Genomic DNA, 25,350 nt, shown 5'->3' on the forward strand with positions numbered 1-25,350 from the left:
ATGCGGTGGGTCAGTTACAGATATATCAACTGACCCACCGCATTCGCGAGCAAGCCCGCTCCCACATTTGGGTCTGCCTCTATCAGCCGATATCTTGCTGCTCTTGATCTGGCTGTTGATCGTGATCTCGGGCAACCCCACCAAACAGCACGTACATCCAATTTTCCCCACCGCACCCCCGGCAAACTCCCCCTCATCGCTGAAACATCAAGGCAGAGGGACATCCCATGGACCCAGCAGCAAAACCCGGCCCCGACGAAGTCGTCACCCTCGTCGTCAAACACCTGATCAAACAAGGCCATGAAGCCGACTACGAAGCCTGGCTACGCCGCATCGTGCGCATCGCCGGCGACCGTCCTGGCCACCTCGGTGTCGACGTAGTGCGCAGCAAGCAGGGCAAACTGGCACTGTTCACCTGCATATTGCGCTACCGCTCCACCGACGACCTTGAAACCTGGCTAGACTCTCCCGAACGCAAGACCTTGATCGCCGAAGCCACTCCGATGCTGGCCGAAGGTGACAACACCGAAATCGGCGCGGTTAACGAATTCTGGTTCAACCCCGAATCTGAAAACGCCGCCAAGCCGCCGCGTTGGAAACAGGCGGTGGTCACCTTGTGCGTCATCCTGCCGCTGACCCTGCTGGTACCCATCGTGTGGGGCCCGGTATTGCGCCTGCACCCGTTCCTGTCCAACTACGTGGTCGCCACGTTCCTGGTCACCGTGACTATCGTTGTGCTGGTGGTCTACCTGTTGATGCCGGCGGCCACCCGCCTGTTCGCTCCCTGGCTTGAAGCCTCTGTAAAGGAAACCCTATGAACGCCGATCTGATTCTGTTCAATGGCCAGTTCCACACTGTGGACCGTGAAAACCCACGCGCCACTGCCGTCGCGATCCGCGAGGGGCGCTTTGTCGCCGTGGGCAGTGACGGTGAAGCCATGGCCCTGCGCGGCAGTGGTACCCAGGTCATCGACCTCAAGGGCCGTACCGTCATCCCCGGCCTCAATGACTCCCACTTGCACCTGATCCGTGGTGGCTTGAACTACAACCTCGAACTGCGTTGGGAAGGCGTGCCGTCCCTGGCCGATGCCCTGCGTATGCTCAAGGACCAGGCCGACCGTACGCCAACCCCGCAGTGGGTGCGCGTGGTGGGGGGGTGGAACGAGTTCCAGTTCGCCGAAAAACGCATGCCGACCCTCGAAGAGTTGAACCAGGCAGCGCCCGATACGCCGGTGTTCGTGCTGCACCTGTACGACCGCGCCTTGCTCAACCGTGCTGCGCTGCGCGTGGCCGGCTACACCAAGGACACGCCAAACCCGCCGGGTGGCGAGATCGTGCGTGACAGCCACGGCAACCCTACCGGTATGCTGGTGGCCCGTCCCAACGCGATGATCCTGTATTCGACGCTCGCCAAAGGCCCGAAACTGCCGCTGGAATACCAGGTCAACTCGACTCGCCAGTTCATGCGTGAACTCAATCGCCTGGGCCTGACCAGCGCCATCGATGCCGGCGGCGGTTTCCAGAATTATCCGGACGATTACGCAGTGATCGAGCAACTGGCCAAGGACGAACAGTTGACGGTGCGTATCGCCTACAACCTGTTCACCCAGAAGCCCAAGGAAGAACTCAGCGACTTCAAGCAGTGGACCGGCAGCGTCACCCTGCACCAGGGCGATGACTACCTGCGCCACAACGGCGCGGGCGAGATGCTGGTGTTCTCGGCGGCGGACTTTGAAGACTTCCTTGAGCCACGCCCGGATTTGCCGTTGAGCATGGAGCAGGAGCTGGGGCCGGTGGTACGCCACCTGGTGGAGCAGCGCTGGCCGTTCCGCCTGCACGCGACCTATGACGAATCCATCTCGCGCATGCTCGACGTGTTCGAGAAGGTCAACCGCGACATCCCGTTCAACGGCTTGCCGTGGTTCTTCGACCACGCCGAAACCATCACCCCGAAAAATATCGAGCGTGTGCGCGCCCTCGGCGGGGGGATCGCGATCCAGGACCGCATGGCATTCCAGGGCGAGTACTTTGTCGAGCGCTACGGCGCCAAGGCCGCCGAAGCCACGCCGCCGATCAAGCGCATGCTCGCCGAAGGCGTGCCGGTCGGGGCGGGCACTGATGCCACGCGGGTGTCGAGCTACAACCCGTGGACTTCGTTGTACTGGATGGTCAGCGGCCGCACCGTCGGTGGCCTGGAACTGCACGCCGAGGGCCTGCCGCGCCTCACCGCGTTGGAGCTGTTCACCCATGGCAGCGCCTGGTTCTCGTCCGAGCAGGGCAAGAAGGGCCAGATCAAGGTCGGGCAGTTGGCCGACGTGGCGGCACTGTCGGCGGACTTCTTCAGCCTCGACGAAGAGGCCATCAAGTGGATCGAGTCGGTACTGACCGTGGTCGGCGGCAAGGTGGTCTACGGCGCCGGTGACTTCGAAGATTACGCACCGCCGCGCGTTCCGGTGCTGCCGGATTGGTCGCCGGTGGTCAAGGTGCCAGGGCACTGGCGCCCAAGCTCGCCCTTGCAGGCTCAGGTGCACCAATGCAGCGGGCCGTGCGGCGTGCATTCCCACAGCCATGAAAAGGCGCGCCTTTCCAGTGTGCCGGTCAGCGACTTCCAGGGTTTCTGGGGTGCGTTTGGCTGCTCGTGCTTTGCCTTCTGAATTCCATACATCCCTAAAGGAGTTACCCCATGCCTTACTCGCGCTTGAACAAAGATGACGCCGTGGTCCTGTTGGTCGATCACCAGACCGGCCTGATTTCTCTGGTACAGGACTTCTCCCCGAACGAATTCAAGAACAACGTGCTGGCGTTGGCTGACGTCGCCAAATTCTTCAACCTGCCGACCATCCTGACCACCAGTTTTGAAAGCGGTCCTAACGGTCCACTGGTTCCAGAGCTCAAAGCCCTGTTCCCGGACGCCCCGTACATCGCCCGCCCTGGCCAGATCAACGCCTGGGACAACGAAGATTTCGTCAAGGCGGTCAAGGCGACCGGCCGCAAGCAGATCATCATTGCCGGCGTGGTGACGGATGTGTGCGTCGCGTTCCCGACCCTGTGTGCCCTCGATGAAGGCTTTGAAGTGTTCGTGGTCACCGATGCCTCCGGTACCTTCAACGAAACCGTGCAACAAGCTGCCTGGGCGCGCATGACGGCCGCCGGTGCGCAACTGGTGAACTGGTTTGCCGTGGCCTGCGAGCTGCAAGTGGACTGGCGCAACGACATGGAAGGCCTGGCCAACCTGCTGTCGCCGCGCATTCCCAACTACCGCAACCTGATGAACAGCTACTCGGCGTTCACTGCCAAGTAACTAGCCCTCAAGGATGTAGGTAATTCCCTGTGGGAGGGGGCTTGCTCCCGAATGCAGTGTGTCAGTCCCAGCATCTGTGACTGACCCACTGCATTCGGGAGCAGGCCCCCTCCCACATTTGTTCGTGTTTCCCTATTTTGGTTTGTGGCGTGCCCACTAAACCGCTATAAAAACCGCAAATGTCCACCGAGAAGCGACAATGAACCCCTTCGAAGACATGCGCCTGTTCTGCCAGGTCATGGAGTCCGGCAGTTTCACCGCCGCCGCCGAGCAATTGGGGCTGTCCAAGCAGTTCGTCAGCCGCCGCCTGATCCAACTGGAAGACCGCCTGGGCGTACGCCTGCTCAACCGTTCCACGCGCCGGCTGGACGTCACGCCACTCGGCCAGAGCTACTACGAGTCCGCCTTGCGCCTGCTCAGTGAAGTCGAGCAGGTGGAGCAGGGCATCGCCGGCCAGAACAGCGAACCCCGCGGTACCATTCGCCTGAGCGCGCCTTTGTCGTTTGCCATGGCCCACCTGGGTTGCCTGTTGCCGCTGTTCCTGCGGCGCTATCCCCAGGTCGCGGTGGAGGTGGACTTGAGCGACCGCCCCGTGGACCTGATCGGCGAAGGCTACGACCTGGTGCTGCGCATCGGCACCCTGGAAGACTCCACCTTGATTGCCCGTCGCATCGCCAGCATTCCCCGGGTGTACTGCGCCAGCCCCGACTACCTGGCCCTGCGCGGTACGCCGCATAAACCCGACGACCTCGCCGAACACGATTGCCTGCCCTACGGCCATGGTCGTCAGGTGCAGTGGCGCTTCAAGGGCAAGGTGCAGGCGCTGAACGTCAGCGGGCGCATGCGTGTGAACAACGGCGACCTGCTGCGCGACACGGCCATCGCCGGCCTGGGCGTGACCTACCTGCCGACCTTTATCGTCGGCGACGCGTTGAAGGACGGCCGCCTGGTCACCGTCCTCGACGAATTCGCCCCCGAGGCCCTAACCCTGTCAGCGGTTTACCCGCAACACCGGCAAGGCTCGCGGCCGGTGCAGGCACTGGTGGAGTTCCTGCGTGAACGCCTGGCTAGCGACTGTTGAACAGCTGGCGGATCAGGTGGGGCGTGCTACCGGTCCAGCGCTTGAATGAACGGCGAAAGTTTGCCGCGTCGTTGAAGTTCAGGTACGCCGCCACTTCGTCATTGCTGTAACCCTTGACCTGATACAGGTGCAGCGCCACCTGCTTGCGCACACGGTCAACCTGCTGCTGAAAGCCGGTGGCATGTTTATGCAGCTTGCGCTTGAGGGTCGCCGGGCTCATGGCGAAGGCGTGCGCGGCCTGTTCCAGGCTTGGCGGCTGGCGCACCTGCTCGTGCAGGTAGTCGTAGAGACAATCAAGAAAACTGCTGGTGAAACCCAGCTGTTCGATCTGCTCGCGGGCGTGTTGGCGCGCGACTTGGCCTGCGGTGGCCGAGGCGCCGGGCCACGCGCGGATGAGGTGTTCGCGGGGGATGCTCAGCATGTCCAGCGGTCGCTCGAAACGCGTGTCTTCCCCCAGGTGCACCCAATACTGTTCGACATAACGCGGTTCGGCATGGCTGAAGCTGGCCGTCCACGGCAGGCGCTCGCCGCTGAGCCATTGGCTCATGGCAACCAGTGAGGTCATGCTGGCTTCGAGCAGGAAGCGCCAGTGTTCACCGGCGCCGCAACTGTCCAGCCAGTACAGGTAGGCGTGGTGCTCATCCAGCTCCAGTTGCAGGGTGACCAGCGGGCTGAGCAACACCTGTTGCTGGATCAGAATGTCCAGGGCCTGGTGCAGGTTCTGTGCATGACCCAACGCGTGGCTGGCGGCGCCGTAGTAGCCGGGCAACAGGCGTTGGCCAAACAGAAAACTGCTGTCATCCGCGTCCAGTAACTTGCGACTGTTGCCGATCAATCCGAGGAACTGCTGCGGGCTCAACCGCGCAGTGCCGGCCAGGATGTCTTCGTGGAACAAGCCGGTGCCGCGCAGCAGGCGATGGCTGTCGATGTCCCGTGACAGGGCCAGGTCGATCAGCGTGGCCGGTTGGTAGTGACCGGGAATAAAGCGGCTGTCGGCTTCGTACCAGCTGGTTTTGACGGCCATCTCAGGCGCTTTTCGCCAGGGGCTGCTTGGCCCTGGCCAGGGCCAGGTTGAGGCGCTTGAGCAGGTCGTGGGGCGGCTCGTTCAGGGCCATGACCACGGCAGTGGTCGCCGCCAGTTGCAGACGTTCACCGTGCAGCCGGGTTTTGTGGGCCAGGCCGCGCACTGCCTGTTGCAACTCCAGCGCCAGCGCCTTGGCCTGGCGCTCGCCGGTATTGGGCAGCAGCACCACAAACCGATCGCCGGCCAGGCGGCACAGCAGGTCCTGCCGGCGCAGGTTGAGCAACAACAAATGGCTGAGGGCCTGCAGCACCGCGTCGCCCTCGGCATGCCCGTAGGCCTGGTTGATGGCGGCGAAGTTGTCCAGGTCCAGAGCCAGCAGCGACAGGGGTTGTTGCTGGGTGTGGCTGTCCTGCAGGCTGTCGGCCAGCTGGCGCTTGAGGTAGTCGGCACCGGCCAAGGGGGTGAGTTTGTCGAACAGCCGATGCTCGCGAAACAACCGCTCGCGCTTTTCCATCTGCGCGCTGATCGCCAGTTGCTCGCGGTGCCAATGGTAGATGCCGATGGTCAGCAGGATCATGCCCACCGGCATTGGTCCGGATTCCAGCCAGTGGTCCCAGGTGATGCTGTCGGGCAGGCGGATGAATTCGTCGAGGCTGTCGATCCACCAGGAGAAAAAGATGCATGACAGGCCTAGCGCCAGGTAGTTGGTGACGCGCCCGGCGGGGCGGCTTTTCAGCACCAGGCCCAGCCAGACCAACGCCAACAGCGCGGAGCCGCCTTCGCCGACGATATCCAGCCACACCCATTCGCTGAAGCTTTTCAAATCGCCGCAGGCCAGGTGCAGGATCAGCCCGAGGTTAGCCGCGATCAGCAACATGGAGAGTTTCCAGCGGTGGGGCTTGAGCACGGAAAACATGGCCGCGAGTCCTTGGGCAAATAAGCGATGGGCGCCAGCACAGCAGATGGATGTGACGGTTGCGTGACGGTGGGGAGGGGTCGAATCAGCTCATCCGTCCAGGCATTGAAAATCAAAAATGGGGGAGGGGGCTTGCCCCCGATAGCGGTGTGTCAGCGGAAAATCAGGTGACTGACCTACCGCCATCGAGGGCAAGCCCCCTCCCACAGTTGATCTTCACAGGTCATATCAGCTCATTTCACATCGAATCCCAGCGTAGAGCCCTTGTTTACGGGCCTTCACGCCACCCCTTGTCACAGAACCGTCATCCCCCACCCCTAGCGTGCCCTTCCAGTTGCCGGGCCTCTTGCCTGGCGCCAACGGATTCTTGGGGAGGATTGCATGTACAAGCGCACCGGGCTCGTCGGCTTCACGCTTACTGCCTTGGCCCTGGCAATTGCCAGCGAGCGGCTTTCGGCGGCCGAAGTGAGCAACACCGAGCACGTCGAAGTGGTCGGCCAGGCGGCAGCCATGGATCAGGCGCTCAAGGAGCAACGCAGCGCCGACAGCATCAAGAGCGTGGTGCATGCCGACGGCGTGGCCCAGTTGCCGGATGAAAACGTCGCCGAAGCGGCGCAGCGCCTGCCGGGTATCAGCGTGGAACGCGACCAGGGCGAAGGGCGCTTTGTCAGCGTGCGCGGCCTGGGCCCGGACCTCAACAGCGTGACCATCAACGGCACCCTGGTGCCCGCCCCGGAAAGCGCACGCCGCGCGGTGGCCCTCGATGTGCTGCCTTCGGAGCTGGTGCAGTCGCTGTCGGTGATCAAGACCCTCACCCCGGACATGGACGCCAACTCCCTCGGCGGCACCGTCGATGTGCAAAGCCTGTCGGCCTTCGACCACAAGGGCCTGTTCTACACCGGGAGCACCGAAGCCAGCTACGACAAGAACACCCACCAGACCAGCCCGAAATTCTCCGGCGCTGCCAGCAACCGTTTCAGCCTCGGCGACGGCGTCGACAACTTCGGTGTGGCCGCCGCGCTCAGTTGGCAGAAGCGTGACTTCGGCTCGGACAACGTCGAGACCGGCGGCGCGTGGGATTTCACCCATGGCGCCAAGCTCAACGAATTCGAACAGCGTGACTACGACATCAGTCGAGAACGTGCCGGTGGCGGTCTGAACTTCGATTACAAGCCCGATGACCTCAGCAGCTACTACCTGCGCACCCTCTACAGCAGCTACAAAGACACCGAGACCCGTAACGCCACCAGCATCGAATTTGCCGACCCACTCGCCGCCGGCGAACTGGGCGATGCCGAGGCCAAGCGCAAGCTGAAGAACCGCGAAGAGACCCAGAAAATCCAGTCCTATGTGTTCGGTGGCGAGCGCATGCTCGGCCTGTGGACCCTGAGTGGCCAGGCCGGCTACAGCCAATCCAGTGAAGACAGCCCGGCGCATATCGCCGGCGCCACGTTCGACGGCGGTGACTTTGCCAGCAGCGGCTTCTACGACAAAGACACGCCACGCCCGATCATTGGCAGCGGCTTCTATGACGCACGCAACTTCACCCTAGACAAGGTCGACTGGGAAAAACAGAACACCAAGGACACCGAGAAAAACCTGCGCCTGGACCTGGCCCGCGACTACGACCTGAGCGGCTATGCGTCCCAGGTGAAGTTCGGCGGCAAGGTCAGCCGTCGCAACAAGGACAACGACCTGGAAGCCTGGGTTTACAAAGACTTCGACACCCTCGGTTTTACCGACGACCAGCTCAACCTCAGCCAATTCCAGAAAGGCAACGTGGACTACCGCCTGGGCAACTACGGGCCAGGCATCAGCCCCAGCAGCATCAAACACCTGATCGGCAACCTCAACGCCGCAGACTTCTATGACGAGACTGAATCCCGGGTCAACGACTTCACCCTCCGTGAAGACATCAACGCCGGTTACCTGATGAACACTATCGATATCGACGACTGGCGCTTCATCGCCGGCCTGCGTTACGAAGGTACCGAGTTCGAAGCCAAGGGCACAGGCGCCACCGATGGCGTGTTCACGCCCACCGAGACCAAGCGCCGCTATCACCACTGGCTGCCGGGCCTGCATGCGCGCTACCAGATCGACAAGAACACCCAGGTGCGCGCGGCCTGGACCAAAGCCGTGGTGCGCCCGACCTTCGGCCAATTGGCGCCGGGGTTTGTCATTGACGATGACGAGGCCACCTTCGGCAACCCGGACCTCAAGCCCCTGGAATCGAGCAACCTCGACCTCGGCATCGAGCACTTCATGGGCCGCGCCGGCACCGTCTCGGCGTTTGTGTTTTACAAGGACATCAAGAACTTCGTCTACAACACCGACCTGGCCGGCAGCGGGGCCTGGGCCAACTTTTCCGAGGCGCATACCTATGCCAACGGTGACAGTGCCAAGCTCTACGGCCTGGAACTGGCCTACTCACAGAAATTCGATTGGCTGCCTGCACCGTGGAACGGCCTGCTGATCGGTGCCAATACCACGTTCAGCCGTTCCAGCGCCGACATCGAAGGCTTCGACAGCGCCAGCGGTTCGAATCGCAAACGCAACATCAGCCTGCCTAACCAGTCAGACACCGTCGGCAACCTGATGCTTGGCTGGGAAGACGACAAGCTCAGCCTGCGTCTGTCGGCCAACTACAAATCGGCCTACCTCTACGAGCTGGCCTCAATCAACGACAAGGCCCACGACCTGCACGTCGACGCCCAGACCTTCGTTGATTTCAGCGCGCGCTACTCACTGACCAAGAACCTGCAAGTCAGCTTCGAGGCCCAGAACCTTACCGATGAGTCGTACTTCCTCTACACCGGCCACCGCAGCTACAACGGCCAGTACGAAGAGTACGGCCCGACCTACAAGCTGGGCCTGACGTTCACCCACTTCTAACTCGCCATTTTTCCACTGTAGGCGCGAGCGAATTCGCTCCTGCACGACAAGGATTTTGATTGTTCATGAGAATGTCCAAGCTCTACCTAATGATGGTGTTGGCCGCGTGCTCGCCGGTCATGGCCGCCGACCTGGCGCTCACCCCTTGGGCGCCAAGCCTGAATGCTGACGCGGTGACTTTCCTGCCGGGCCGCACTGAGCGCCTGGCCGCCGGTACCCGCAACGGCCTGCAACTGCTCGACGGCAAAGGTGCCGAACTGGTCCGCTTCAACGGTAATTTCAGCAGCCTTGACACCCGCATCGCTGGCAACCAGGTGCTGGTTGCCAGCCTCGACAACGACCGCCAGCAAGCGCTGTTGGTGAACCTCGATGCCTCGGCTAAAACCTTCGGCAAACCGCTGTACCTGCCGACTCGCGACTACCCGGTCAATGGCCTGTGCCTGTTCCGCGACGCAGCCGCCAACCTGTTTGTGTTCCTGGTGGGAGACGAGGGCAAGGGTGAACAATGGCTGGTGGGCAATGGTTCGACGCTGTCAGGCGAGCCTCAGCGCGTGCGTGGTTTGCCACTGCCGCCGTCGGCACAGTTTTGCCAGGTGGATGACGCGACCCAGCAGTTGCTGGTCAATGAAGAAAACGTCGGCTGGTGGGCCTACCCGGCGCACCCGGAGGCGGAGGTGAAACGCACGCCGGTGGCGCTGTTTGACGCTCCCAAACGCGAGGCTGGCGCCATGGCGTTGGTGCCGGGTGGGCTGGTGACGCTGGACCCGAAGACTGCCCAACTGCATCTGTTTCAGCACACCGGCGAGCGTTGGGTGGAACAGGGCAGCCTGACGCTGCCGGGCCTGAAAGAACCGGAGCAACTGAGCGTCAACGGCCAGCAAGTGCTGGTGCGCGATGACGACACCGGTCGGCTCTACCAAGGCCAACTCGACTGGCAGCCCAAGCCTGTGGCCACCGAGTCGGTATTGCCGGAAGTCGCCGCTCTGCGCCAGACCGACCCGGTCGGTCGCCAGGGCGATGCGGCGGATGATCCCGCAATCTGGATTCACCCCGAACAACCGGCCCGCAGCCGCGTGCTCGGTACCAACAAAAAACACGGCCTGCTGGCCTATGACCTCGACGGCAAGCTGTTGCAGGAGCTTGCGGTCGGTCGCCTGAATAACGTTGACGTGCGCCCCAACTTCAAGCTCGGGGCGCAGACCGTCGACCTGGCCGTGGCCAGCAATCGTGATCACAACAGCCTGAGCCTGTTCAGCATCGACCGTCGCAGCGGCGAACTGCGCGAAGCCGGTGAAGTGCCGACGCCACTCAAGGAAATCTATGGCATTTGCCTGTTCCAGCCCGCCAGCGGTGAGATCTACGCGATTGCCAACGGCAAGGACGGCACCTTCCTTCAATACCGCCTGAGTGCACCGGACGGCCGGGTGCAGGGCGAGTTGGTGCGCCAGTTCAACGTCGACAGCCAACCCGAGGGCTGTGTGGCCGACGACCAGCGCCAGCGTTTGTTCATCGGTGAAGAAGACGTCGGCGTCTGGGCGGTGGATGCGCGTGCCGACCAACCGGCCACGCTCACCAGCGTGATCAAGGTCGGCCCGCAGCTGCATGCGGATGTCGAGGGCCTGGCGTTGTACCAGAGCGATGAACGCGACTACCTGGTGATCTCCAGCCAGGGCAATGACAGCTACCTGGTGCTGGATGCCGAGCCACCGTTCGCCATGCACGGTGCCTTTCGCGTCGGCCTGAATGCGGCGGCAGCGATCGATGGCGCTTCCGAAACCGACGGCCTGGAAGTCACTGCCATCAACCTTGGCGGCCCCTGGAGCAAGGGCCTGCTGGTGGTGCAGGACGGGCGCAAGCGCATGCCCGAACAGACCCAGAACTTCAAGTTCGTGCCCTGGGCCGACGTGACCCGCGCGTTGAAATTGCCGTAGGCGTCATCACCCGGTCATCACTTTTTAATCGAATAGGAGCTTAACCATGCACGCGACGATGGAACATATGACGATCTGGGGCTTGATCAGTGACGCCAGCCTGTTGGTCAAGGCAGTGATGGTCACATTGCTGCTGGCGTCCTTGCTCAGCTGGTACCTGATCATCCAGCGCGCCAGTGTCCTGCGACGCCTGGAGCGGCAGTTGAAAGGTTTTGTGCTGCGCTTTCGGGCTGCGCCTGACTTGCAGCCGCTGTACCGCGAAACCGTGCAGGCGGGCGAGGGTGGCGTTGCGCCGATCTTTATCGCGGGGGTGCAGGAATATCAGCACCTGCAGGGCCACGACCCGGCGGTGCTGGAAGGTGTCGAGCGCGCGCTGCAGGTGGCGATCACCGAGCAGGAAATCGAGCTGGAAAAGGGCCTGCAATTCCTCGCGACTGTGGGTTCGGTCAGCCCCTACATCGGCTTGTTCGGCACGGTGTGGGGCATCATGAATTCCTTTATCGGTTTGTCCCAGGTGCAACAGGCCACGTTGTCGACGGTAGCGCCGGGCATCGCCGAGGCATTGATCGCCACTGCCATCGGCCTGTTCGCGGCCATCCCGGCGGTGATCGCCTACAACCGTTTCGCGGCACGTGGGCAGACCTTGCTGACTCGCTACTACGCCTTTGGTAACGAACTGCAAGTGCGTCTGCACCGCACCTTGCGCGGTACGCCGATCAACCTGGCCGTGGCCGCCTGAACAAGGAGCAAACCGATGTTGACCAGGCCACAACGCAAGCACGGGCCCAAGGCGGAGATGAACGTGGTGCCTTACATCGACGTGATGCTGGTGCTGCTGGTGATCTTCATGGTCACCGCCCCGATGTTGACCCAGGGCGTGAAAATCGAGCTGCCCAAGGTCGCCGCCGAAGCACTGGCGAGCGATACGCGCCAGCAGATCCTCACGCTGTCGGTCAAGGCTGACGGCGGCTACTACTGGAACCTGGGCGGCGAACTCGACACCACGCGCCAGACCGACAGCGCCGTGACCCTGGATGAAATGGGCGCCAAAGTCATGCAGGTGGTGGCGGCGCGCAGCGACACCCAGGTGTACATCCGCGCCGATGACAACGCCGGATACGGCAAGGTCGTGGCGGCCATGGCGGTGTTGCAGAAGGGTGGTGTAAGCAACCTGGGGCTGGTGACCGAGGCCCCGCAATGACGGCGATGATCATGCACAGTCCGCTGCTGACGATGGCGCCCCCGGCGTTTTCCGGGCTCTGGAGAAACAGCTTGGCGGCCAGCCTCGCGGTGGCGCTGCATGTGGGGGTGCTGGCGGCGCTGATGCTGGGTTGGTCGACGGAAGCACCCACGCTGGAAGCGCCAAGGGTGATGCATACCCAGTTGGTGATAATGCCGCCAGCGCCAGTGCCAGTGCCAGTGCCAATGCCTGAGCCGGCGGCGGTCGCAGCGCCTGCGCCGGAGCCTGTCGTGGTTCCCGTGCCGGCGAAACCGGTCGTTGATCCACAGGTCCAGGCACAAAAACTGGAAAAAGCCGCGTTGGCGCGCAAGCGGGTCGAGGAAAGGAAGCTGGAGCAGCAACAGCAACAGCAACAGCAACAGCAACAGCAACGCCAGGCCGCTGAACAACGCAACCGCGAGCTGGAGCAGCAGCGTCTGGCCCAGGAGCGCCTCGCCGCTGAACGCGCACGCCCTGCAGCCCCGGCCGCTGCGCCGGCATTCGACAGCCGCCAGTACCAACCCTTGAGCAAGGAGGCGCCGGACTATCCGGAGCGTGCCCTGGACAAGAACATTGAAGGCGATTGTTCGGTGGAGTACACCGTCAACACCCTGGGCCGCGTGGAAAACCCCAGGGTGCTGGACGGCTGCCACCCACTGTTCATGCGGCCTTCCCTGGCGGCGGCGAATACCTTCCGCTACCAACCGAGAATGGTGGATGGCAAGGCAGTTGCGGTGCCGGCGGTGCGCAACACCTTCCACTACCGCATCAAATAATCCTAGATTTTTACCGCGTTAGGCGTTGGTGAGATTCGCCTGTTCGGAGCCCGCCGCATACCGCTCCAGATCTCATTGCGGCTGTTGGTGGAAATCGCCGACGTACGCGGCGACAACCTCACGCTCGGGTGGGTATACAAAGGATGCCCATCCCGCAACGCCTCGTGATTCAGCAACCCGCCCCGCGCGATCTGGCTCACCGGGCTCATGTACGTTCCTTCTGGCGTTGGACGAAGACGGCTTTGCCGATGCCTTGCAATACGGCGTCGTTCTGTGGGGTGTGTACGCGGCTGCACAGCACGTCGCGGTAATGCCGTTGCAACGGACTATGGCGCGACAGGCCGGGGTTGCCCGAGGCTTCGATGGCCAGCTCCACGGCGCGGATGGCGTTGTGGGTCACCAGGTATTTCAACTGCGCCGCGTTGGCGGCTGGCGTGTGACCTTCGGCGGCAGCGTCAAGCAGGCTGCGGTTGGCGAACAGCAGGGTGTCGATATGGCCGACGGTTTCCTGGAACCGCGGCAAGCTCGACAGCGCAGCACCGAGGTTGGACGGCGTACGCGCTTCCAACCAGTTCACCAGCCAGTCCCGCGCAGCCTGGGCCACGGCGTCGTACACCGAGGACAGCAACACCGACATCCACAGCAAGCCTTCGCCATCCAGCTCCGGCGTCGGCGCGCTCCACGGGCTGACGCTGACGGCATGGTCCAGCGGCACCAACACGTTGTCGAGCACCACTTCATGGCTGCACGTAGCCCGCATGCCCAGGTGGTCCCACGTGTCGATGATGGTCACGCCGGGACTGTCTTTGGGCACCAACCAGGCGCCCACCAGTGGGTCGGCATCATCACTGCGGCCCCACACGCTGAGCCAGCTCAGGCCGTGGCTGCCGGTGGAGTAGACCTTGCGGCCGCTGATGCGCCAGCCCTCGGCGGTGCGTATCGCGGTGGTCGCCGGCAGACCGCCGCGGGCCGGGGTGCCAAGGTCGGGTTCGACACGCAGGGCGTTGATCAAGGCGCCGTTGCGCACGGCGTCTTCGGCCACTTGCGTGCGCAGGTGGGCGGGCCAGGTCTTGCTGTCTTGCAGTCGCGTGTGCTGCAAGTACTGCATCACCAGGATCAGTGCCGTGGACGGTTCGCCCTTGGCGATCGCACTGATGGCCTTGCGCGCCTGGAGCAGGCTGGCACCGCCGCCGCCAAAAGCCTTGGGCACGGTGAGGGCGACCAGGCCATGCTGGTGCAGCAACTGGAAGTTGGCGTGGGGAAAGGCGCCGCTCTCGTCGTAGAGGTGCGCGGTGCTGGCCAGCTCGACGGTGAGACGTTCGAGCAGGGCTTCGAAGTGGGCGACTTCCACGGAGCGTAGGGCAGGGTGCGAGGATTGGCTCATGCCAGCGCCTGCTGCTGCGCTTCAACCTCGGCGGCGACGCTGTAGCGGTCGGAGCCGCCTTTCTGGCTGTTGGAACCCAGGTCACCGAGTTCCGGGAACGGCGCATCCAGTTTCAAATGCCGTGGCTCGCTCATGTTCTGCTCCTATTTAGCGCGATGCTTGGGAAAGGGGGACACGCTTGGCGTTGAAGCTCTTGTCGAAGCCCTGAGACACGTCGATGTGCTTGAGCAACAGGCCCTCTTTTTGGTAGGTGTCGGCGGTTGTTTGCAGGCCGCTGATAACCGCATCGTCGATGGCGACCGGTGTCAGGTGGGTGTCCTTGGCCACTTCGACATGCACATCCAGCGGCAGGCCGGTGATCTTGGCCTGGGCGGCCGCGTACTCATGAGGGTGCACGTTGGCCCAGGCATAAGCGCGGTCGACGCGGGCGACAAAGTCATCCAGTTGCGGGCGCTTGTCGGCGATGGCTTGGCGGGTGGCCGCGAGGTACAGGTGATTGCTCAACAGCTTGTTGCCACTGATCAGCACGCGGGCCTGGCTTTGCGAGGTGACCACCGTGGTGTACGGGTCCCAGGTGGCCCAGGCGTCGGCAGTACCGTTATCCAGCACCAGGCGCGATTCGCTTGGTAGCAGGAAAATGAACTGCACATCCTGGGTGGTCAAGCCGGCGGTGGCCAGGGCCTTGATCGCCAGGTAATGGCCGATGGAGCCGCGCCCGGTGACGATCTTCTTGCCCTTGAGGTCGGCGACGGTCTTGATCGGTGAGTTCCTGGTGACCACCAGGGCGGTGGTGTTACGCCCCTCAGCGTGAATGATGCTGACCACCTTGAGCGACGCACCGGCACCCAGGGCGAACACGTAGGGCGCATCACCAAGGGCGCCGATGTCTACGGCCCCGGCATTCAAGGCTTCGCCCAGGGGTGAGGCGGAGGGGAACTCCGCCCAGCGAATGTCGTAGGGCACGTTTTCCGATTCGCCGGAAGCTTCCAGCAGCGCCTTGATGGTGGATTTCTGATTGGCTACGCGCAGCGGTTGCAGGTCGGCGGCGTGGCTGCTGCCGATCAGGCCGAAGGCGAGTGCGGTGCCCAGGAGCAGGCGCTTGAAGGGGGTGGTAAAGACCATGGAATGCAGGCTCCAGGCAGATCAAGAAAAGGTTCGTTTACCTCCGCCTGGAGAAGGGGTCGGTGCATGGGTTAACGTTATGCCTATAAAAACTGTCTGTGAAGTTCTTTTTGGTTATATGTTAATTATGAAAATATTTTATTAAGTGTAAGTATATTATTCTCTAACCGTATTTTTTGGTGTGCTTCGGGTCAGGGTCAAGTTGCCCTCCAGGCCCCGATAGTGGGTGTCGCCCCGTTTGTTCAGCAGGCAGGCGTAGTCGTCGCTTACGCCCGGCAAACCGGGACGCGTTGACGTCACGGCGACGCCCTGTAGGAGCGAGCTTGCTCGCGAAAACCGTCAACGAAAACGCGGGCATCCGGATTAAAGCCTGTGCCGCGTGTGGGCGCAGGCAGCTTGGGAGATTTCAGATCACATAGAAACCATGGGTGCCGTCGCGGGCCAGTTGGTCGACCAGGCCGAATTCCCAATCCAGATACGCCTGCATGGCTTCCTTGGGATTGTCGGTGCCTTCGTACGGACGGCGGTAGCGGTCGATGCGCGGTGAGGCCAGGTGAGTTTCACCTTCTTCGAGTGGCAGTTGCGCGTCGATCCAGCCGGCGGTGCCGCCTTGCAGCAGGAACACGGGCTTGCCGGTGATGGCTTCGACTTCAGCTACCGCCAGGCGCGCCAGTTGGCTGCTGCCACACGTCAGCACATAGCGTTGGGCGGTGGGCACCTTGGCCATGGCCTGGGGCAGTTGTGCGCGCAGGGCCCACCAGGCACCGGGGATGTGGCGCTTCACGTAGTTGGCGCTGGCAGTGAAGTCCAGTACCACGGTGTCGCCATGGGCCTGCCATTCGGCGAGGGTATGGGGGCTGATCAGTTCGGCCTGGGGCGGTGCCGGCACTGGTGCGACCCAGGCGCCTTTCTCGCTGAATTGCGCGGGCTGCAGGTTATCCAGCACGTACACTTCCCAACCCAGTTGGGCCAGCCAGGAGGCGGACATGTTTGCGCGCACGCCGTCGTCATCCGCCAACACCAACCGCGCGCCACGCACACTGGCGACGTGGTCGGTTTCCTGCACCAACTGACCGCCTGGCGTGGAGCGCGCGCCCGGCAGATGCCCGGCTTCAAATTCTTCCGGAGTACGTACGTCGAACAGGTAAGTCGTGCGTTTCTGCTCCTGCTGCCAGGCGTGCAGATCGGCCAGAGTGGCACGGCCGACGCGAGCCTTGTCGGCAACTCGACGCGCATCGGTAGCGGCGAGCTGGCGGTGCTCTTCCGAGGTCGGCGCAAAGCGGCGCGACTGGCCGTGTGCGAGCGTCTGCCCGGCCAGTGTCCAGCCGATGGTGCCGTTGCGCAGCGCCGAGACGGGGTTGGCCACGCCGGCATTGATCAGCGACTGGGTGCCGATAATGCTGCGGGTGCGCCCGGCGCAGTTAACGATGATGCGGGTGGCCGGGTCCGGCGCCAGTTCGCGGGCGCGCAACACTAACTCGGCACCGGGCACGCTGATGCCGGTGGGAATGCTCATGGTCTGGTATTCGTCAAAGCGCCGCGCGTCGAGCACCACCACATCGGCCTGGCTGTCGAGCAGGGCCTGTACTTCTTCGGCGGCCAGTGACGGCGTGTGTCGTTCGCTCTCCACCAGTTCGCCAAATGCCTTGCTCGGCACGTTTACGTCGATGAACAGCTCGCCACCGGCTTTGCGCCAACCGTCCAACCCACCTTCCAGCAGGCTGACCCGGGTGTAGCCCAACTCGCCCAGGCGCTCGGCAGCACGGACAGCCAGGCCTTCGCCGTTGTCGTAGACGGTGACCTCGGTATCGCGCCGCGGGATGCGTGAATACACCTCCAGTTCCAGTTTCGACAGCGGAATGTTCGCGGCAAACAACGGATGGGATTCGGCGAACGGCGCCTCTTCGCGCACGTCGACCAGGGCGACTTCTTCACGGTCCAACAGGGCCTGGCGAATCTGCGCAAAGCTGCGGGTCGATACAGGGGTCATAGGGCAGGGCTCTTTTCTTTGGACAAATCCCAGATGTTCGGGAGGAAGGCGTTGGAATAACCGGAGATAAACAGTTTCTCGCTGCCGTCGGGCTGGTACACCGCGCGGCACACCGCACCGATATTGGCGCCGTACACGTGGATGCTGATCGACACCTGGTCGCTGTGGGCGTTGCTCACCTGGTGGATGTCACCGACCTTGGGCGACACAGCCTCGACTTGGCCCGGCACCAACCGGACCGGCTTGCCATCGGCAATCAGGCTGCCATCGGGGGCGCGTTCGAACCCTTGGGAGAACTCCGAGCCGCGCAGCATGCCGATCAATCCCCATACCCGGTGGTCGTGGATCGGCGTGCTTTGTCCTGGTCCCCAGACAAAACTGACGATGCTGAAGCGCTGGCGCGAGTCGGCATGCAGCAGGAATTGTTGATAGCGCTCGGGATCGGGTTGGGCAAACTCATCGGGGAGCCAGTCATCATGGCTGACCAGTTGCGCCAGCAACTTGCCGCCATGGTGCAGCAGGTCGCCCTCGCGTGGATTGCCGTCGATCAATTCCGCCAGGGCGCCTATGAAGGCTCTAAGTCTCTCGGGGTGTCGGGCCTGGGTCATGACAATTCCATCGTGTGGTCGGTAATGATGGGTTTATCTAAGCATAATGTTTATTGTTAATATGCTATTTTTTAATGATTAGCTTATAGCCGAAGGTAATTTAGAACCGATCTGAATAGTGTAAGACGTTATCGATCACAGCGCGGGCTATCCAGACTTCGTTCCTGCAACTATGCTTCCCACACATCTTAATGACTGTTCTCTATGTGCGGCCCAAATGAAAATTGACGATATCGATGCCTTTGTCGAAGTGATTCGTTGCCAGTCCATCAGCCATGCCGCCGAGTCGTTGCAGCTGACCCAGCCGGCTATCACTCGCCGGGTGCAGAACTTCGAGCAGGCGCTGGGGGTGGAGCTGTTCGACCGCAATACCAAACCCCTCAAGCCTACGCTGATCGGCACCCGGGTCTACGAGCAATGCCGGCTGATCCTGCGCGAGATGGACGCCCTGCGTGAACTGGTGGCCACTGACGCACCCCCCACCGGCCTGTTGCGCCTGGGTGTGCCGCAAACCATAGGTGATGTGGTGCTGCTGGACGCGCTCAAACACCTGCGTACAGAGTATCCGGACCTGCGCGCCCAAGTCGCTACGGGCTGGGGCAGCCAATTGGTGGGCAAGATCGAGCGCGGCGAGTTGGATGCGGCGGCGGCACTGTTCCCGGCGGGCAAGATCTTCCCGGACAACATCGTCGGCGAGTCGATCGGCAAGATGGAACTGGTGGTGGTCTGCGCCAAGGCGCAACTGCCGAAGAAGCCCTGCAAACTGGCGGATGTGTACCAGAACGGCTGGATTCTCAATCCGGATGGCTGCGGTTTCCGCGCGGGGTTGCAGCGGACCTTGTCCGATCAGGGGCTGGCATTGCGGGTGAACCTGGAGACGTTTGGCACTGAGCTACAACTGGGGTTGGTGGCGGACGGCCTGGGCCTTGGCCTGGTACCACGCCCGTTGTTGGAGCGCAGCGCGCACCGTGAGCAACTGGCGGTGATGCCGCTCAAGGATTTCAAGCCGGTGATGGATCTGTGGCTGATCTATCCGCACTTCCTGGGCAACCTGCAAGGGCCGGTGGATGCGTTTGGCAAGTTAGTGGCTGCCTCGTTGCACCCGATCAAGCATGCAGCTTGATATGAAAAATAATAATAATTAGCTTAGATTAAAATGTGCTTTTTATTATTTTTTTGCATCCCATAGGCTTGCCTGGAAGTCCTTAAGGCCATCCAGGAAGTTTTGCCATGAGCAGCGTCACCTCGATTTTCAACGTTTCCAACCCTGTACGCCAGCGCGTCACTGCGGAAGAATGGGAGGTGCGCGTCAAACTGGCCGCCGCCTATCGCCTGGCGGCCTTGTACAAGTGGACCGATCACATCTACACCCACTTCTCCGCTCGCGTGCCGGGCCCGGACGCGCATTTCCTGATCAATGCATTTGGGTTGTTGTTCGATGAAATCAATGCGTCCAACCTGGTCAAGGTCGACCTCGACGGCACTATCGTCGACGACCCTACCGGCCTTGGCATCAACTACGCCGGCTATGTGATCCACAGCGCCATCCACGGCGCGCGCCACGACCTGCAAGCGGTGCTGCACACCCACACCCGCGACGGTATTGCGGTGTCGGCGCAAAAAGACGGCCTGTTGCCGATTTCCCAGCATTCCATTGGTTTCTCCGGGCGTGTGGCGTACCACGGCTATGAAGGCATTGCCCTCGACCTGGACGAGCGCGAGCGATTAGTCGCGGACTTGGGCGACAAAAGTGTGATGATCCTGCGTAATCATGGGTTGTTGACCGCCGGCGTTAGCGTAGAGCATGCGTTTCAGCAACTGCAGCAACTGGAGCGGGCCTGCAATATCCAGATCGCAGCCCAGGCAGCGGGGAATGCGGCGTTGATCTTCCCGCCGGTGGACGTGGTGGAGAAGGTCGAGCAACAGGCCAAGGCGAACGCCAGCGGCGAAGGATCGGGCGTGGCGCGGCATTGGAATGCGTTGATTCGGCAGTTGGAGCGCAGTGATACCGACTACAAGAACTGAACTTTCCTAAGGGAGCTGGCTAACCAGCTCCCCTATGAATCAAGCCACTTGCTGGGCCTGTTCGCGTTCAGCGATCAGCTGGCGGGTGAGAGGAATCAAGCGCTTGCCATAGTCGATGGCATCATTCAAAGGATCAAACCCACGAATCAGGAACGTGGTAATCCCCAGGTCGTAGTAATCCACCAATGCCTCTGCGACTTGCTCAGCCGTGCCCACCAGTGACGTTGAGTTGCCCTGTGCCCCCAGTAGCCCTGCAATCCCCGTCCACAAACGCTTATCCAGCCGCGATCCCTGCGCCGCCGCCGCGAGCAACCGGCGCGAGCCTTCGTTCGGCGGTTCACGTCGGACAAATCCATTTTTCTCTGCCAGCTCGGTGGCCTGCTGCAAGATGCGGTCGGCCCTTGCCCACGCCAGTTCTTCGGTCTCGGCAAGGATCGGCCGCAACGAAAGGCTGAAACGAATCGTGCGTCCATGCTTGGCCGCTTCGGCGCGTACCTGGGTCACGATCTCGCGCACTTGTTCGTAGGTTTCGCCCCACAGCGCGTACACATCGGCGTGTTTGCCCGCCACTTCGATCGCGGCTTTGGACGCACCGCCAAAATACAAGGGGATGTGCGGTTGTTGCGGTGACTTCACCGTGGAATGTGCACCTTCGACCTGATAGTAGGTGCCCTTGAAGTCAAAAGGTTGTTCGCTGGTCCATTCCTGACGCACCACGCTCAGGTATTCATCGGTACGTGCGTAGCGTTCGTCCTTGCCGATGTGGCTGCCATCGGCACGCAATTCGCGGTCGTCACCACCGGTGATGATGTGCACTGCCGTGCGCCCGCCGTTGAACACGTCGAGCGTGGCGAATTGGCGCGCCGCCAAGGTAGGCTGGGCGAAACCGGGGCGATGGGCGATGAGGAATTGAAGTTTTTGCGTCACGCTGGCGGCATGGGAGGCGATCAGCGTGCTGTCCGGGCTGTTGGAGTGAAAGGCCACCAGCGCGCGGTCGAAGCCGGCTTGTTCGTGAGCGCGGGCCACGGTCTCGATGTAGTCGGGTTGCAGGGTAGGGCCGCTGCGTGGGTGAATTTCGGAAGCGTGATGGCCGCCAATGTAGCCGATGAATTCGATGCTCATGGTCTGTCCTGGTTCAGTGCGTGATGGACACCTCCACCGGGCAGGGGGTCGGTTATTCGCCTCTAAAGTAGGGGCCGAAGCCAAGGCTGTAAAATGCCGATTGGTTCTAACCTAATTATTAAAATGTTGAATCATGGGGGAGTTGATGTATCAGTAATTTGCATCTGTATCCCGCACCGGCAACACCGGTCTCTGAGGCTTAAAGCCCCAGGCGTATCTCGGCACACAACCCACCTTGCGGTCGATTGCTCAAGGTCAGCGAGCCGCCTATCGCGACTGCCAGTTGTTGTGCAATCGCCAAGCCCAGTCCGGTGCCACCGGTGCCGCGGTTGCGTGAACTTTCGACGCGGTAGAATGGCTGCATGACCTGAACCAGTTCGTCTTCGGCAATTCCGGGGCCACGATCCAATACCTTGATCGACAATTCCCCGTCCGCCGTCGAGCCCACTTCCAGTTCGGCACTGCCTGCAAACTTCAATGCATTGTCCACCAGATTCACCAGCACCCGGCGCAAGGCGTGGGGGCGCGTGTCGAACACGACTGCGCTTTTTCCCGTGAGGCTGACCTGTTTGTGCATGTCCTGGTAGTCGAACACCAGGCTGTCGAGGAACGCATCGAGGTTGATCCGGTGGCTGGTTTCGGTAGCGCCGTGAACGCTGCGCGCATAGGCCACGCCTTCGCGTACCAGGTGTTCCATCTCGCCCAGATCACTCCAGAGCTTGTCGCGTTCGGCGCTATCTTCCATGAATTCAGCGCGCAGTTTCATGCGGGTGATCGGGGTTTGCAGGTCATGGGAAATCGCCGCCAGGATCTGCATGCGTTCCTTCAAGTATTCGGCGATGCGTTTTTGCATTTCATTGAACGCGGCAGCGGCGTGGGCAACTTCGGTTGGCCCCTGTTCGTCCAGCGGTGTGGGATGGGCGTTGGGGTCGAGGGTTTCCACGGCGCGGGCCAGGCGGGTCAGCGGGCGGATGGCCAGGCGCACGGCGATCCAGGTGCAGCCCAGCAACAGAGCCAGTTGCAGCACCAGTACCACCGGCAGCCAATAGGCGACCGGCAGGGCGGCGGGGCGCACGTCGATGGTGATCGGGCTGCCATCGGCCAGGTTCAGGTGCGCCTGGAAGTGCTTCTGAATACCGGGGATGTCGCGGAAGGTCAGCGCGTAGTGTTCACCCAGCGCATCCGCGATCGAGGTGGCAGCCATGGGCACATCATCGCTGTTCATCGGTTCGCCGGTCTCGCCCGCGTTGAGCAGGTAGCGATAGTTCTGACGGTCGAGACGCGGCAACCAGCTGGCCCGTTCGTTGACCGGCAGCCGGTCGAGGATCGCCACCGAGGTGGACACATCGTTTTCCAGGTTGCCCAGCATGGCGGTGCGCGCGCTGATGTAGCGCTCGTAGAATTGCGCACTGAAGGACAAGCCATGGGCGCACACCAAGCTGATCAGGAAGATCAGCGACAGTTGTGATGCCAGGGTGCGCGGCCATCCCAACCTGAAGGTCATTGCTCGGCCCCGAGGATTTCCACCGGCAGGGAGAACACGTAGCCCTCGCTGCGCACGGTCTTGATATAGGCCGGTTCACGGGCGTCATCCAGCAGACGTTGACGCAGGCGACTCACCAGCAGGTCGATGGAACGGTCGAACAGGTCGGCGTCGCGGCCCTGGGTCAGGTTAAGCAACTGGTCGCGGTTGAGCACGCGTTGCGGGTGGTCGAGGAACACCCGCAGCAAGCGGTATTCGGCACCGCTCAGCGCCACGAGGGTGTCATCGTCGTCGAGCAGATGGCGGGCGGTGGTGTCCAGGCGCCAGCGACCGAAGCGGATCAATCGTCCGGTTTCACTGACCACAAGGTTCGGCGGCAGCATCCGCGTGCGGCGCAATACGGCGTTGATACGCGCCAGCAGTTCACGGGCGGCGAAGGGTTTGACCAGGTAGTCGTCGGCGCCCATTTCCAGGCCGATAATGCGGTCGGTTTCATCGTTGCGCGCGGTGAGCATCAGCACCGGCGTGGCCTTGTGTTTGCCGACTCGCAGTTCGCGGCACAGCTGTAGGCCGTCATCACCGGGCATCATGATGTCCAGCACGATCAGGTCCACCGGGGTGGTGTCGAGGAAGCTGCGCATCTGACGGCCGTCGGCGACCACGGTAGTACGCATGCCGTTCTTCTTCAGGTAGTTGCCTACCAGTTCGCGGATCTCCCGGTCGTCATCGACGATCAGGATGTGATCGACATGATCCATGCTGTGCCTTCCTCGTTAATTACTCATTGGGGCGCAGTCTAGCCACTGTCGGCGCCTTTGCCTTGTGCCCTTTGTATTGCAGTGTATCTGGCGATAAGGAGATACACGATGAAGCAAAATTGCGGCGTCAATGCTCAAGGGGAGCGCAAGCGTTGAGCGACGTCCTACGCGCTGCGGGCATAAAACGATGGATTCACTTGAACGTAATCGCTCGAATTCCCGGCTTAAACGCACATCCGGTTATGTGCCCAAGGTCGCAAGATCAGGCTTCATTGCCTGATGAGAGCGCATTCATGACAGCCATTACCTCGCGAGCGAGCACCACATTCCAGACGATTGAACAGTTTCAGCACCGAGATGATCGCGGTGGCGGCATCCAGCACAACGGATTACCGTCCAAGACGCCCGAAGAAGCAACCGCACGACTTTGGCGTGGGAGTGCTGGCTGGCCGGATAAGAACGGCGACGGCCGTTATGATGTGACCTATACGTTTCGAGAGCCTCCCGAGGACAAGCATCAAAGACAGCACAATAAATCCGGGTTCACTCACGTGCTCGAAAATCAAAGGCAACAGACCCGGCGCAGCTTGCAATCCATTGCGGATGTGGCAAACGTGAGGTTTACCGAGGGGCCGAAAACGGCGAGCAGCGAAGGGCACATCACCCTCGGCAATTACGCTGATTTGTACAATAAGAAGGGCCAGTCCGTTGCGGCTTATCCTCAGACGTCCTTGCCCAACCCCAAGGACAGATTCAGCGGCGATGCTTGGTTCGTCGATACAAAAGACGATCAGAGCGTGCCGAATGCGTCCCACGGTGATGCAGGTCGCTTCACCCTCGTGCATGAGTTAGGCCATGCCTTGGGATTGAGCCACCCTAGCCAATACGACGTCAGTTCCGGGTCTGCCAAAGCCGGGTATCTGGAAGACTCCGAAAGCCATACCACCATGAGTTACCTGGGCGAACGTCACGGCTATATGAATCACGGCGGCATCCGCGCGTCGGCGCCGCAACTTGACGATATCAGCGCCTATCAACAGGAATACGGCGCCAACCATGAAACCCGCAAGGACGACACCACCTACGGTTTCAATTCCAATACCGATCGGGATTTCCTCAGCGTCAAGGCCGACCAGGACAAGATGGTCGCTGCCATCTGGGATGGCGGCGGCACCGACACATTGGACTTCTCCGGCTACCAGCAGGACCAACAGATCAGTCTCAAGGCCGGGACGTTTTCGGATGTCGGCGGCCTCAAGGGCAATGTCTCGATTGCCTATGGCGTGACTATCGAAAACGCTGTGGGCGGCTTCGGCAATGATTTGCTGGTGGGTAACGGCGTGGCCAACACCCTCAACGGTGGAGAGGGCAACGACCGCATATATGGGGCGGGCGGGGCGGACATCTTGTGGGGCGGCAAAGGCAATGACGTCTTTGTCTACGGGAAAACCAACGAGTCGACCCGCGACGCGCCGGATCAGATCATGGACTTTGTCAGTGGCGAAGACCGCGTGGATGTGTCCGGGATCCGCGCGACGCTGGGCGACAAGCCGCTGACGTTCGTGCGTGCATTTTCGGGCGCCAGCGGTGAAGCGATGGTGACCTATGACCCGGCAGTTCAGAGGAGTACGTTGCAAATCAGCGGCAAACCTGACGAGCCGGCCTTTCTCCTGGTGGTCCACGGCAAATTGCAGCAGGGCGACATCGTGAGTTGAT

Annotated in this window: 22 protein-coding genes and 1 pseudogene; 12 read left to right on the plus strand and 11 right to left on the minus strand. The window is 61.8% G+C overall.

What is annotated here, in order from left to right:
* Positions 1–227: 227 nt before the first annotated feature.
* From AC4PS7_RS17880 to AC4PS7_RS17895, 4 genes are all read left to right on the plus strand, one after another.
* Positions 228–818, plus strand: coding sequence for an antibiotic biosynthesis monooxygenase (locus tag AC4PS7_RS17880; protein ID WP_010209713.1), 591 nt, complete (start codon positions 228–230; stop codon positions 816–818).
* The gene (locus tag AC4PS7_RS17885; RefSeq protein WP_492179653.1) at positions 815–2,653 is read left to right on the plus strand and encodes an amidohydrolase; all 1,839 of its coding nucleotides are present in this window, start codon (positions 815–817) and stop codon (positions 2,651–2,653) included. The genes AC4PS7_RS17880 and AC4PS7_RS17885 overlap by 4 nt, the downstream gene beginning before the upstream one ends.
* 29 nt (positions 2,654–2,682) lie before the next feature.
* On the plus strand, positions 2,683–3,300 hold the full coding sequence (ycaC, locus tag AC4PS7_RS17890) for an isochorismate family cysteine hydrolase YcaC (RefSeq protein ID WP_010209715.1): 618 nt from the start codon (positions 2,683–2,685) through the stop codon (positions 3,298–3,300).
* Between the two features lie 199 nt (positions 3,301–3,499).
* On the plus strand, positions 3,500–4,381 hold the full coding sequence (locus AC4PS7_RS17895; RefSeq protein ID WP_044287339.1) for a LysR family transcriptional regulator: 882 nt from the start codon (positions 3,500–3,502) through the stop codon (positions 4,379–4,381).
* On the opposite strand, the gene AC4PS7_RS17900 is transcribed toward AC4PS7_RS17895, so the two are convergent.
* Together AC4PS7_RS17900 and AC4PS7_RS17905 are read right to left on the minus strand one after the other, a co-directional pair.
* Complete coding sequence (locus AC4PS7_RS17900; RefSeq protein ID WP_044287338.1) at positions 4,368–5,405, minus strand: AraC family transcriptional regulator; 1,038 nt, start codon at positions 5,403–5,405, stop codon at positions 4,368–4,370. The genes AC4PS7_RS17895 and AC4PS7_RS17900 overlap by 14 nt on opposite strands.
* Position 5,406: 1 nt before the next feature.
* Positions 5,407–6,321, minus strand: a complete 915-nt coding sequence (locus AC4PS7_RS17905) for a GGDEF domain-containing protein (RefSeq protein ID WP_492179654.1) — start codon at positions 6,319–6,321, stop codon at positions 5,407–5,409.
* A 381-nt stretch (positions 6,322–6,702) separates the two neighbouring features.
* Between AC4PS7_RS17905 and AC4PS7_RS17910 the strand changes: the two genes are divergently transcribed.
* The 5 genes from AC4PS7_RS17910 (at position 6,703) to AC4PS7_RS17930 (ending at position 13,142) form a co-directional block, all read left to right on the plus strand.
* The gene (locus AC4PS7_RS17910; protein ID WP_492179655.1) at positions 6,703–9,216 is read left to right on the plus strand and encodes a TonB-dependent receptor; all 2,514 of its coding nucleotides are present in this window, start codon (positions 6,703–6,705) and stop codon (positions 9,214–9,216) included.
* Between the two features lie 65 nt (positions 9,217–9,281).
* Entirely contained in the window at positions 9,282–11,147 is a 1,866-nt protein-coding gene (locus AC4PS7_RS17915) for a phytase (RefSeq protein WP_492179656.1), read from the plus strand.
* Positions 11,148–11,193: 46 nt separating this feature from the next.
* Positions 11,194–11,886 carry a protein TolQ gene (gene tolQ, locus AC4PS7_RS17920; RefSeq protein WP_010209725.1) on the plus strand — a complete coding sequence of 231 codons (693 nt, stop codon included), beginning with the start codon at positions 11,194–11,196 and terminating at the stop codon, positions 11,884–11,886.
* 15 nt (positions 11,887–11,901) lie between these two features.
* Positions 11,902–12,348, plus strand: coding sequence for a protein TolR (gene tolR, locus AC4PS7_RS17925; RefSeq protein ID WP_198832337.1), 447 nt, complete (start codon positions 11,902–11,904; stop codon positions 12,346–12,348).
* Positions 12,345–13,142, plus strand: a complete 798-nt coding sequence (locus tag AC4PS7_RS17930; RefSeq protein ID WP_183703109.1) for an energy transducer TonB — start codon at positions 12,345–12,347, stop codon at positions 13,140–13,142. The genes tolR and AC4PS7_RS17930 overlap by 4 nt, the downstream gene beginning before the upstream one ends.
* Before the next feature lie 68 nt (positions 13,143–13,210).
* Here AC4PS7_RS17930 and AC4PS7_RS17935 read toward each other — a convergent pair.
* The 6 genes and pseudogenes from AC4PS7_RS17935 to AC4PS7_RS17960 all read right to left on the minus strand — a co-directional run.
* A pseudogene (locus AC4PS7_RS17935) lies at positions 13,211–13,333 on the minus strand (dihydrofolate reductase); the annotation flags it as partial.
* A 14-nt stretch (positions 13,334–13,347) separates the two neighbouring features.
* On the minus strand, positions 13,348–14,526 hold the full coding sequence (locus tag AC4PS7_RS17940; protein WP_010209730.1) for an acyl-CoA dehydrogenase family protein: 1,179 nt from the start codon (positions 14,524–14,526) through the stop codon (positions 13,348–13,350).
* On the minus strand, positions 14,523–14,660 hold the full coding sequence (locus tag AC4PS7_RS17945; protein WP_010209731.1) for a hypothetical protein: 138 nt from the start codon (positions 14,658–14,660) through the stop codon (positions 14,523–14,525). Before AC4PS7_RS17945 ends, AC4PS7_RS17940 begins: the two co-directional genes overlap by 4 nt.
* A gap of 13 nt (positions 14,661–14,673) precedes the next feature.
* Entirely contained in the window at positions 14,674–15,648 is a 975-nt protein-coding gene (locus tag AC4PS7_RS17950) for an ABC transporter substrate-binding protein (protein ID WP_010209732.1), read from the minus strand.
* Between the two features lie 406 nt (positions 15,649–16,054).
* On the minus strand, positions 16,055–17,638 hold the full coding sequence (locus AC4PS7_RS17955; RefSeq protein ID WP_010209733.1) for a rhodanese-related sulfurtransferase: 1,584 nt from the start codon (positions 17,636–17,638) through the stop codon (positions 16,055–16,057).
* Positions 17,635–18,246 carry a cysteine dioxygenase family protein gene (locus AC4PS7_RS17960; protein WP_029529113.1) on the minus strand — a complete coding sequence of 204 codons (612 nt, stop codon included), beginning with the start codon at positions 18,244–18,246 and terminating at the stop codon, positions 17,635–17,637. The genes AC4PS7_RS17955 and AC4PS7_RS17960 overlap by 4 nt, the downstream gene beginning before the upstream one ends.
* Positions 18,247–18,463: 217 nt before the next feature.
* On the opposite strand from AC4PS7_RS17960, the gene AC4PS7_RS17965 reads away from it, so the two are divergent.
* Positions 18,464–19,369 carry a LysR family transcriptional regulator gene (locus AC4PS7_RS17965; RefSeq protein ID WP_010209735.1) on the plus strand — a complete coding sequence of 302 codons (906 nt, stop codon included), beginning with the start codon at positions 18,464–18,466 and terminating at the stop codon, positions 19,367–19,369.
* 107 nt (positions 19,370–19,476) lie between these two features.
* The gene (locus AC4PS7_RS17970) at positions 19,477–20,271 is read left to right on the plus strand and encodes a class II aldolase/adducin family protein (protein WP_492179657.1); all 795 of its coding nucleotides are present in this window, start codon (positions 19,477–19,479) and stop codon (positions 20,269–20,271) included.
* 39 nt (positions 20,272–20,310) lie between these two features.
* On the opposite strand, the gene AC4PS7_RS17975 is transcribed toward AC4PS7_RS17970, so the two are convergent.
* The 3 genes from AC4PS7_RS17975 to AC4PS7_RS17985 form a co-directional block, all read right to left on the minus strand.
* Positions 20,311–21,393, minus strand: coding sequence for an LLM class flavin-dependent oxidoreductase (locus tag AC4PS7_RS17975; RefSeq protein WP_021492714.1), 1,083 nt, complete (start codon positions 21,391–21,393; stop codon positions 20,311–20,313).
* Positions 21,394–21,592: 199 nt separating this feature from the next.
* Positions 21,593–22,897 (minus strand): ATP-binding protein, encoded by a 1,305-nt coding sequence (locus AC4PS7_RS17980; protein ID WP_045791958.1) that lies wholly within the window; start codon positions 22,895–22,897, stop codon positions 21,593–21,595.
* On the minus strand, positions 22,894–23,634 hold the full coding sequence (locus AC4PS7_RS17985; RefSeq protein WP_010209741.1) for a response regulator: 741 nt from the start codon (positions 23,632–23,634) through the stop codon (positions 22,894–22,896). The genes AC4PS7_RS17980 and AC4PS7_RS17985 overlap by 4 nt, the downstream gene beginning before the upstream one ends.
* Before the next feature lie 293 nt (positions 23,635–23,927).
* Between AC4PS7_RS17985 and AC4PS7_RS17990 the strand changes: the two genes are divergently transcribed.
* Complete coding sequence (locus AC4PS7_RS17990; protein WP_187517426.1) at positions 23,928–25,349, plus strand: serralysin family metalloprotease; 1,422 nt, start codon at positions 23,928–23,930, stop codon at positions 25,347–25,349.
* Position 25,350 lies beyond the last annotated feature (1 nt).

The organism is Pseudomonas sp. DW-iso3 (assembly GCF_058725305.1).

Excerpts from the sequence above, each read along its gene's own strand:
- AC4PS7_RS17940 (WP_010209730.1), bottom strand. The coding sequence starts at position 14,526 with ATGAGCCAATCCTCGCACCCTGCCCTACGCTCCGTGGAAGTCGCCCAC.
- AC4PS7_RS17885 (WP_492179653.1), top strand. The coding sequence starts at position 815 with ATGAACGCCGATCTGATTCTGTTCAATGGCCAGTTCCACACTGTGGAC.
- tolR (WP_198832337.1), top strand. The coding sequence starts at position 11,902 with ATGTTGACCAGGCCACAACGCAAGCACGGGCCCAAGGCGGAGATGAAC.
- AC4PS7_RS17980 (WP_045791958.1), bottom strand. The coding sequence starts at position 22,897 with ATGACCTTCAGGTTGGGATGGCCGCGCACCCTGGCATCACAACTGTCG.
- AC4PS7_RS17970 (WP_492179657.1), top strand. The coding sequence starts at position 19,477 with ATGAGCAGCGTCACCTCGATTTTCAACGTTTCCAACCCTGTACGCCAG.
- AC4PS7_RS17960 (WP_029529113.1), bottom strand. The coding sequence starts at position 18,246 with ATGACCCAGGCCCGACACCCCGAGAGACTTAGAGCCTTCATAGGCGCC.
- AC4PS7_RS17965 (WP_010209735.1), top strand. The coding sequence starts at position 18,464 with ATGAAAATTGACGATATCGATGCCTTTGTCGAAGTGATTCGTTGCCAG.
- AC4PS7_RS17880 (WP_010209713.1), top strand. The coding sequence starts at position 228 with ATGGACCCAGCAGCAAAACCCGGCCCCGACGAAGTCGTCACCCTCGTC.
- AC4PS7_RS17975 (WP_021492714.1), bottom strand. The coding sequence starts at position 21,393 with ATGAGCATCGAATTCATCGGCTACATTGGCGGCCATCACGCTTCCGAA.
- AC4PS7_RS17930 (WP_183703109.1), top strand. The coding sequence starts at position 12,345 with ATGACGGCGATGATCATGCACAGTCCGCTGCTGACGATGGCGCCCCCG.
- AC4PS7_RS17945 (WP_010209731.1), bottom strand. The coding sequence starts at position 14,660 with ATGAGCGAGCCACGGCATTTGAAACTGGATGCGCCGTTCCCGGAACTC.
- AC4PS7_RS17990 (WP_187517426.1), top strand. The coding sequence starts at position 23,928 with ATGACAGCCATTACCTCGCGAGCGAGCACCACATTCCAGACGATTGAA.
- AC4PS7_RS17985 (WP_010209741.1), bottom strand. The coding sequence starts at position 23,634 with ATGGATCATGTCGATCACATCCTGATCGTCGATGACGACCGGGAGATC.
- AC4PS7_RS17955 (WP_010209733.1), bottom strand. The coding sequence starts at position 17,638 with ATGACCCCTGTATCGACCCGCAGCTTTGCGCAGATTCGCCAGGCCCTG.
- AC4PS7_RS17900 (WP_044287338.1), bottom strand. The coding sequence starts at position 5,405 with ATGGCCGTCAAAACCAGCTGGTACGAAGCCGACAGCCGCTTTATTCCC.
- ycaC (WP_010209715.1), top strand. The coding sequence starts at position 2,683 with ATGCCTTACTCGCGCTTGAACAAAGATGACGCCGTGGTCCTGTTGGTC.
- AC4PS7_RS17950 (WP_010209732.1), bottom strand. The coding sequence starts at position 15,648 with ATGGTCTTTACCACCCCCTTCAAGCGCCTGCTCCTGGGCACCGCACTC.
- tolQ (WP_010209725.1), top strand. The coding sequence starts at position 11,194 with ATGCACGCGACGATGGAACATATGACGATCTGGGGCTTGATCAGTGAC.
- AC4PS7_RS17910 (WP_492179655.1), top strand. The coding sequence starts at position 6,703 with ATGTACAAGCGCACCGGGCTCGTCGGCTTCACGCTTACTGCCTTGGCC.
- AC4PS7_RS17915 (WP_492179656.1), top strand. The coding sequence starts at position 9,282 with ATGAGAATGTCCAAGCTCTACCTAATGATGGTGTTGGCCGCGTGCTCG.
- AC4PS7_RS17895 (WP_044287339.1), top strand. The coding sequence starts at position 3,500 with ATGAACCCCTTCGAAGACATGCGCCTGTTCTGCCAGGTCATGGAGTCC.
- AC4PS7_RS17905 (WP_492179654.1), bottom strand. The coding sequence starts at position 6,321 with ATGTTTTCCGTGCTCAAGCCCCACCGCTGGAAACTCTCCATGTTGCTG.